Source organism: Nostoc sp. 2RC (assembly GCF_014222165.1).
Classification (GTDB): Bacteria; Cyanobacteriota; Cyanobacteriia; order Cyanobacteriales; family Nostocaceae; genus Nostoc; species Nostoc linckia.
Window position 1 is genome coordinate 1 of the sequence record NZ_JACKZU010000363.1, and the last position, 8301, is coordinate 8301.

Consider the following 8301-nt stretch of genomic DNA (forward strand, 5'->3'; position numbering starts at 1 on the left):
ATGCAATACAGTGTATCAATTGTTGTTTTTGCTGTTAGATAATCGTTCTATTTTTCATGTCTAAAAATAAGAAAAAAATATTTCATTTTTAACCAAAAATATCTTTTATTAGCTTGATTTTTCAAAAAAATAGTTGTATGTTCAATTTAGCTTGTACAAGCAGTATCGATGCTAACCAAAACAGGTAAATAATCATGAAAAAAGTAAACAAGAATGGTCGTTATCTTGGCACATTGTTAGGCTAATTTTTTTGCATTAGCTAACTACTAGTCAAGTTGCATCTTTGGGTTTTAAATAGCCCTTTCCAGCGAAAATCAACCAAAATGGAGAAATCACCATGAAGAAAGTAAACAAGAATGGTCGTTACCTTGGCACATTGTTAGGCTAATCTTTTTCCATTAGCTAACTACTAGTCAAGTTGCATCTTTGGGTTTTAAATAACCCTTTCCAGCAAAAATTAACCAAAATGGAGAAATCACCATGAAGAAAGTAAACAAGAATGGTCGTTACCTCGGCACACTGTTAGGCTAATATATTTTAATTAGCCGATGAGCATTGTAATTGCATTTTTCATAGGTGTTTTAATCAGCCTCAAGGATTCAGAAAAATTGTAAATTTGAATTCTCGTTAGAGGATGCAATTTCAATGTATTAAACAATTAATAGGAGGATAAATACCTCCTATTAATGTATTAAATATAAAAATCAATTGACCATAGTATTTCAAATTGTTTTTGAGTAAATTCTGTAAAAAATCAACATTTTCTATTTACGGATATTATCAAGATGGAAACTATACTCATCCGTCCACAACTCCTTCGGCAATATGGCTCTAGCAAAGATGTTCATTTCTGCCTGATTACTAACTCTTCTTTGGTAAATGAATTCCAAATTGCAGAAGATAGTGACTACATTTCTACAAAGATTGTCCCTTATGATGCCGAGCGATCGCTTGAAGATTTACTAGACGAGAGTATTCCAGAACCAGCACATGTTCTTATTATTTCTCCCCAATACTTCTTGGAGTCTCCTGCACCCGAAAAACTCGGACAGCGCAAGTTAGTAGTTATGCCTTGCAATTCCACACCAACTTCATTGTCGGCGATTCAGCATTTTTTGGGAATCATGGAGCGCACCGATCCTGAAAAACTAGAAGCCTTTGCCGATCGCTTCTTCGAGTTGGGAAGAAATAGCGAGTATCTGGAAATTATCAACGAAGTTCAAGGTACTAAAGCAATCTTTGAACACCTAGATGAAAGTTACGAGTGGAACCAACAAGCAGGATTTATCGAATGGGGGGAGCAGCAAATCGCCCCAGGCGGAGAACTCAGCGCCCTACCAGATGACATCATGCGATTTAACGCCAGCCTCAGACTAGCAGTCAACGGCGAAATTGCATTGCAAGGTCAGCCTACAGTCCACTCAGGAGCAGTTTCCTTTTTACCTGAAGACCAAACGCGAATTTACAAAGCCCTCGAATCTATGCGCGATGCTGCCGTAATTGCTACCGTTGTTAACGGTGTGATTACAGAGTTACGGGCATCTCATCCAGCAGCTCAGCCAGCAGTGGATATGCTCAATAATATGTTTATGTTGGATTCCCGTTACCGGATTATTTGGGAAATGGGGTTTGGCATTAATACCGCTCACGAACTCCTACCAGGGAACTTTGGTATGAACGAAACCTATGGTAGTAGTAACGGAGTGTTCCATTTAGGAATTGGTTTGACACCTTACACTCAGTATGCGCTAATTTTAATCTGCCCAGATACCCAAGTACTAGGTTGTAACAAAGAAGCACTTGTTGGCAAGACAGCAACGCTTTCAGTAGCAAGGTAATACAGAACAAGAATGCAGAATTCAGAATTTAGAATTCAGCCATGAATCAAGAGTTTGGTTTGTTAATTGACGGCAAATGGCGTAATGGCAGCGATAATCGTTTTGGAGAATTAATCAATCCAGCCACCGAACAGGTAATAGGACGGGTAGCTTATGCAAGTCAAACCGATGTCGATTTAGCTCTCGCTGCTGCCAAAAAAAGCTTTTTCACTTGGCGTGATACACCGGTCAGCACTCGCGTGCAGATATTGAATCGAGCAGCCACATTACTCTATGAACGCATTGATGCTGCCGCAGTTTTGCTTACTTGCGAACAAGGTAAGCCACTAACGGAATCTCGCCAAGAATTGATCCGAGCCGCCGAAACCATAGCTTGGAATGCCGAACAAGCGGAACGAATTTTAGAGTCCCGGAGTTTTCCTGAGAGGGATTATCGCAGGTTTATCGTACCCGAACCAATTGGTGTTGTGGCTGCCTTTACACCCTGGAACTATCCGGCGGTTGTTAGTGCCCGCAAAATAGCACCAGCTCTTGCTGCTGGCTGTACAATAATTCTCAAAGCTGCGGAAGAAACACCGAGTTCAGCAGTGGCGATCGCAACTGCATTAATTGATGCGGGATTACCGCCTGGGGTAATTAATTTAGTTTTTGGCGATCCACCAGTTATTTCTCAACACCTTCTAGCTTCGCCAATTATCAGGAAGCTTTCGTTCACTGGTTCCACAGCAGTCGGCAAACAACTAGCAAAGTTAGCCGCAGATCATTTAGTACGCTGCACTCTAGAACTTGGCGGTCATGCACCAGTTATTGTTTTTGCAGATGCAGATGTTGACGCTGCTGCTGGAGCGATCGCTGCTTATAAATTTAAAGGTTGCGGTCAAAGTTGCAATGCACCCAGCCGAATTTATGTACATGAAAGCCTTTATCAACCATTCCTCAAACGGTTCGCAGAACTCGTACAAAAAATTCGCGTTGGTGACGGCATGGACGAGAACACCGACATGGGGCCAATGGCAAATTCCCGTCGCATAGCAGCAATGGAACGCTTAGTTGCTGATGCAGTAGCAAAAGGCGGACGTATAGTCACTGGAGGAAAAAGACTCGGAAAACCAGGATATTTCTTTTTACCCACAATACTGACTGAAGTTCCAAAGGATGCAGCCATTATGAATGAAGAACCATTCGGCCCGGTCATCCCCATTGTAACCTTTGCCGATTTTGATGAAGCAATTCATCAAGCAAATAGTAATCCTTATGGACTTGCAGCTTACGTTTTTACTAGTTCCCCCATAGTAGCAGAAGCCGCCGCCAAAGCTTTAGAAGTAGGTAGTGTTGGCATCAATCAACTCAGTGGAGTACCACCCAATGCACCAGTGGGAGGTGTAAAAGACAGTGGATATGGATATGAAGGTGGAATTGAAGGACTTGAAGCTTTTCTTAACCTTAAATTACTCAGTTATGCAATTTGAGATTTTGGATTTTAAATAGCTTGATGTGAATGGCTATTTTATATCAAATTCGGATAATCACTGATAATTCAAAATTCTTTGCGTCAGTCCTAATTATAACTATTTAACTGAACCTGATATTACTCTGCTGGAGCGAGAATAGTGAACAGAAAACTGTTGCCCGTTGCCTGTTCACTATTCCCTTCTTTGATAAACTTATTTACCCAAAAAAATGAATACGAGGGTAGCTAATTATGTCAGCAAAAACAACTTTTAATTCCCAAATTCGTTTAGCCACTAATCATGATGTTCCTAGCATAATTAATATTATGCGTGAGGTTTATACTGAGCATGGTTTGATATTTGAAGTTTCTCAAGAAATACCAGATATTTTGAATTTTGATAAAATTTATAATCAAAAAACTGCTGCTTTTTTTGTTTTATTACTTGAAGAAGAAATTATTGGCACTATAGGCATAAAATCAATCAAATCTTCAGAAGCAGAAATTGTCAGGCTTTATCTGAAGCATGATTTTCGAGGTTTGGGTTTCGGCTATCAATTACTCAAAACTGCCATTGATTGGGCACAACAACAAGGTAAAAATCATATAGAGCTATGGTCTTTTACTCAATTTACACAAGGTCATAGTCTGTATAAAAAATTTGGCTTTACTCAAATTGACACGCGTCAAATGAATGATGTTAATAAAACTCAAATGTATGGATTTGCCTTTTCGATTTAAAATAATATACTGACATCATTAGAGGATACACTATGACAACTAATTATGTGATTTCCGGAGGACAAAAAGGTAAAGACCGTCTCAAAATTCTAGCTGATGTTGTACAACAAAGTACATACAATCTTTTAAAAAATGTTGGAATCAGCGAAGGAATGCAGAGTCTTGATGTAGGATGTGGAGGTGGTGACGTAACTATAGAGATAGCTAAATTAATAGGTGCAAGTGGGAAAGTCCTGGGCATCGATATGGATAGTAGTATTATTCAGTTAGTACAAGAAGAATTTAAGCAATTTACGAATATTGAATTTAGGGTATTAAATGCTTTTGATATTCAAGAACAATCGCAATACGATTTGGCTTATTCTCGCTTTTTATTAGCACATTTAACAAATCCCGGACTAGTAACTACAAAAATGTATCATGCTTTAAAACCTGGAGGAGTGGCTATAGTTGAAGAAACAGATTTTTCAGGATATTACTGTTATCCAGAATCCCAGGCTTTTACGAGATATCTAGAACTACACCGTCAAGTAATTGACCGTAGAGGTGGAAATGTGGATCTTGGTGCTAAGGTTCCTAAAATAATGAGAGATTCTGGATTTAAAAATGTTCGAGTTAATTTAGTGCAACCGATATTTACAAAACTATCCGAAAAAATAATTCCTCAAATTACATTGCTCAATATTAAAGAAGCAATTGTTTCAGAGAAACTTGCTTCACTAAAGGAAGTAGATTCTCTCTTGACAGAGTTAAGTCAACTTGTTGAAAGCGAAGAAAGTATTATAGTCTTTGCTAGATTGTTTCAGGTATGGGGGTACAAGTAAATTCAAGAATTCAGAATTCAGAATTAGCTTATTCTAACGACTGACTCCTGAATTCTATTTTGATACAAATATGTTTAGTTTTTTAAATATGAATAAGACAGGTTTTTATACTGGAATTGTTGAACTGACTGTGGCTATGCTGGTGTCAGGAACAGTTGGTGTATTTTTTAAAGAGTCACATCAAGCAGTTTTTAATGTTATATTTTATCGCTGTATATTTGGAGCAATTTTCTTAAGTTTATTCTGCTACTTTAAAGGATATTTTCAACAGCAAAATTTCAATTTACGAGTATTAACTCTGACTTTAGTTAGTGGAATATCGCTTATTTTAAATTGGGCATTAATTTTTAAATCTTTTTCACTCACTTCAATAGCACTAGGAACGATTATCTATCATACTCAACCTTTTTTTGTGATTATACTAGGTAGTTTAATCTTAAAGACTACTATTTCTAAAAACAAAATTGGTTGGATTGCCATCGCATTTTTAGGGTTAGTGCTGGTTACTAAACTGCGATTGACGATGGTATTAATCGACAGTTCTTATATTTTCGGTATATTATTTGCCTTACTAGCGGCTATTTTTTATGCTCTGACTACAATCCTTGTCAAGTGTCTTGAAGGCGTGCGTCCCCACCTCATCGTCCTAATTCATTTGATACTAGGAATATTTTTACTTTTACCCTTCGCGTCTGTGGAAAAAGTTCCTCTTTTTGGCAACCACTGGTACTATTTGCTGGGGTTAGGTGTAATTCACACTGGCATTGTATATATTTTGATGTATTCATCCTACCAAAAGCTCGCTACACCAGCGATCGCTGTTCTCACTTTTGCTAATCCAGCTAGTGCAATGCTTAGTGATTATCTAGTCTACAAGCATATCCTAGAACCAATACAAGGAGTTGGTGTTGCACTGATTATATTTGCAAGTCTGGCAGTGAATTTAAACTGGTCATTATTTCCAACTAAATTGATTTCAAGGATGTGAACTAATCAATAAATTGTGGATGTTAAATCTAAAATTTGTCCACTGCAAAGTAAGTTTTTATGGAGAAAACCCATGCCAACTATTCAAAAAAATCCTAGTGTGGCAATTGTTGGAGCCACAGGTATTGTCGGTACTACTTTCTTAGAATTGTTTGAGGAGCGCTCTTTTAAGTATTCCAATTTGCATTTAGTCGCTTCATCACGCTCAGCCGGTCGTAGCTTAACTGTCAGCGGACGTGATTATGAAGTTTACGATTTAGCAGAGTTTAATTTTACTGATGTTGACATTGCTTTTTTTGCTGCTGGAACACCTATTAGTCGTGAATGGGTGGGTAAGGCGGTAGAGCAAGGGGCACTTGTAATTGATAACACCAATGCCTTTCGGATGCATCCCGATACACCTCTGGTAGTACCGCAGGTAAACCGCCATCTTTTAGTAGAACGTCCTAAGAGTGGAATTATTGCTAATCCTAACTGCTCAACAATTCCCTTAGTACGGCTTTTACAGCCCATTGACGAAAGTTATCACCTCAAGCGAGTAATTGTCAGTACATATCAATCTGCTTCCGGTCGTGGTGTCACGGGTATTGAAGAACTCAAAAATGGTTGTTTACAAATTATCAAAACTCCATCAGAACCACCAGAAGCAAAGCGCTTTCCTGTGGCTTTAGCGTTCAATCTCATTCCTAGCATTGATGTACTTCTGGATAATCACTTCACACTAGAGGAACAAAAAATGCTCCAGGAGTCGCGGAAGATACTCAACCGTCCGGATTTAGAAGTTTCTGCAACTTGTGTTCGAGTACCAGTTATTAATTGTCATTCAGAAGCAGTGTATTTTGAATGCGATCGCAATTTAGACCGCAATCATATCGTTGAATTACTGCGTAATGCTCCAGAAGTCACAGTTTATGGCGATGAAGCCACCCAAGGTTACCCAACACCGCGAACTATAGATAATCCCGACCATGTTTATGTTGGTCGAATCAGAATTGACCCCAATAATCCCAAAGCTGGATGGTTTTGGTTAGTTTCCGATAATCTTCGCATCGGTGCAGCTTTAAACGCCATCCAAATCGCCGAGGAAATGATTCAAAACTAGGTGATTTCAGGGAATGTTCATGCGTTGAGTGTTGACTGTTAACTGTGAACACTCTTCTATCTATGGAATATTTTTTTACTTGCTAGGGGAAATCCAAAAAATAAATTATTCCGGTTGCGGTGGTTGCTGATTATCAACCGTCAACCATCAACCATCAACTCCCCTTGATTGAAATGTTTTGGAGGATTCGTATAAAATGCAAATCCGCGTTCTTAAGTTCGGCGGGTCAACTTTTCAACGTAATGCTGATTTCAATACCATTGCAGCATTTCTCAAATCTCGGCTGGAAGCAGATAGCAACAAGCTTGTAGTAGTTGTGAGTGCAATGGCTGGTTTGACGGATGAGTTTCATAAACTCGCTTTGGAAGTCAACACAAATCCATCACCGGAAGCCCTCGACTCACTTTTACCACTTGCTGACACCATCGGAGCAAATTTGCTGCGTTTAGCGGTGGAAGCCACAGGTATTTCTGTAAAAGTGCTGTCTGGCTATCAACTAGGTATTGTGACAGACTCTAACTTCTCCCATGCTTCAATCAAAAAAATTGATGCAGCAGTTTTAAAACAAGCACTTACAGAAGTAGATATTGTAGTAGTTCCTGGTGGTCAAGCAGTTGATGGCCACAATCGTCCCACATTTCTGGGTAGAAACAGTTCTGACTTCACTGCTGTCATCTTAGCAGCGACACTCGAACTTGCAAGTTGCGAGATTTTTTCTGATGTCAACGGCATTTACAGCGCCGATCCCAATCTCATCGCCAACGCTAGCCTACTTGAAACTGTATCTTTTGACACTGCGATTGATTTTTCACTTAGCGGGGCAAAAGTCTTGCACTATAAATCAGTACAAGTTGCCAAAGAAAAAGGAGTACAAATCCTATGCCGCCAGAATCGCTATGATTATGGCATCGGAACAGTAATTGGTGAAGGAAAGGCATCAAAGGCAGCCATACTCGATCCCCGGTCGATTGTCCTAGAGTTGGCATCAAAACGAGATTTAGAGATTGCCAAACTCAAACTACAACTAGCCAATGTTCCTGTGATTTTACTCCCAAACGAAAAAGTGCCAATGCTTGTAGTGACTTGCGGTTTTTTTGATGCTGTCAAATTCTTAGCTGAGTCTGGTATTGAAGCACATCGCCAAGATTCTGTGCTAATTAGTGAATTTAATGGCGATAGCCCAGTAGTGAGGCACATTGTTAGTAATAGTGAGTCGATCGCATTATGCCAAACAATCCACGATCGCTTGTATACAAAACTATCGCAATCAACAATTCCCTAGTGGAGAGTGGGGAGCTGGGGAGATGAGTTTTTCCCCTCTGCCCCATGCCCCATTCACCATGCCCCATGCCCCATTCC

Annotated in this window: 7 protein-coding genes; all 7 read left to right on the forward strand. The window is 39.3% G+C overall.

Going from position 1 to position 8301, the window contains the following annotated elements; genetic code table 11:
- Positions 1-785 precede the first annotated feature (785 nt).
- The 7 genes from GNE10_RS28460 to GNE10_RS28490 all read left to right on the forward strand — a co-directional run bounded on the left by GNE10_RS28460 (position 786) and on the right by GNE10_RS28490 (position 8224).
- Positions 786-1838 (forward strand): hypothetical protein, encoded by a 1053-nt coding sequence (locus GNE10_RS28460; RefSeq protein ID WP_185568996.1) that lies wholly within the window; start codon positions 786-788, stop codon positions 1836-1838.
- A 41-nt stretch (positions 1839-1879) separates the two neighbouring features.
- Positions 1880-3307: an NAD-dependent succinate-semialdehyde dehydrogenase gene (locus tag GNE10_RS28465; RefSeq protein ID WP_185568998.1), complete on the forward strand. Its 1428-nt coding sequence runs from the start codon at positions 1880-1882 to the stop codon at positions 3305-3307.
- A 233-nt stretch (positions 3308-3540) separates the two neighbouring features.
- The gene (locus GNE10_RS28470) at positions 3541-4029 is read left to right on the forward strand and encodes a GNAT family N-acetyltransferase (protein ID WP_185569000.1); all 489 of its coding nucleotides are present in this window, start codon (positions 3541-3543) and stop codon (positions 4027-4029) included.
- A gap of 32 nt (positions 4030-4061) precedes the next feature.
- Positions 4062-4853, forward strand: a complete 792-nt coding sequence (locus GNE10_RS28475; RefSeq protein ID WP_185569002.1) for a methyltransferase domain-containing protein — start codon at positions 4062-4064, stop codon at positions 4851-4853.
- A gap of 88 nt (positions 4854-4941) precedes the next feature.
- Positions 4942-5841, forward strand: a complete 900-nt coding sequence (locus GNE10_RS28480; RefSeq protein ID WP_185569003.1) for a DMT family transporter — start codon at positions 4942-4944, stop codon at positions 5839-5841.
- Positions 5842-5913: 72 nt separating this feature from the next.
- Positions 5914-6942 carry an aspartate-semialdehyde dehydrogenase gene (locus tag GNE10_RS28485; RefSeq protein ID WP_185569005.1) on the forward strand — a complete coding sequence of 343 codons (1029 nt, stop codon included), beginning with the start codon at positions 5914-5916 and terminating at the stop codon, positions 6940-6942.
- A 196-nt stretch (positions 6943-7138) separates the two neighbouring features.
- Positions 7139-8224, forward strand: a complete 1086-nt coding sequence (locus GNE10_RS28490; RefSeq protein WP_185569007.1) for an aspartate kinase — start codon at positions 7139-7141, stop codon at positions 8222-8224.
- The last annotated feature ends 77 nt before the right edge of the window (positions 8225-8301 follow it).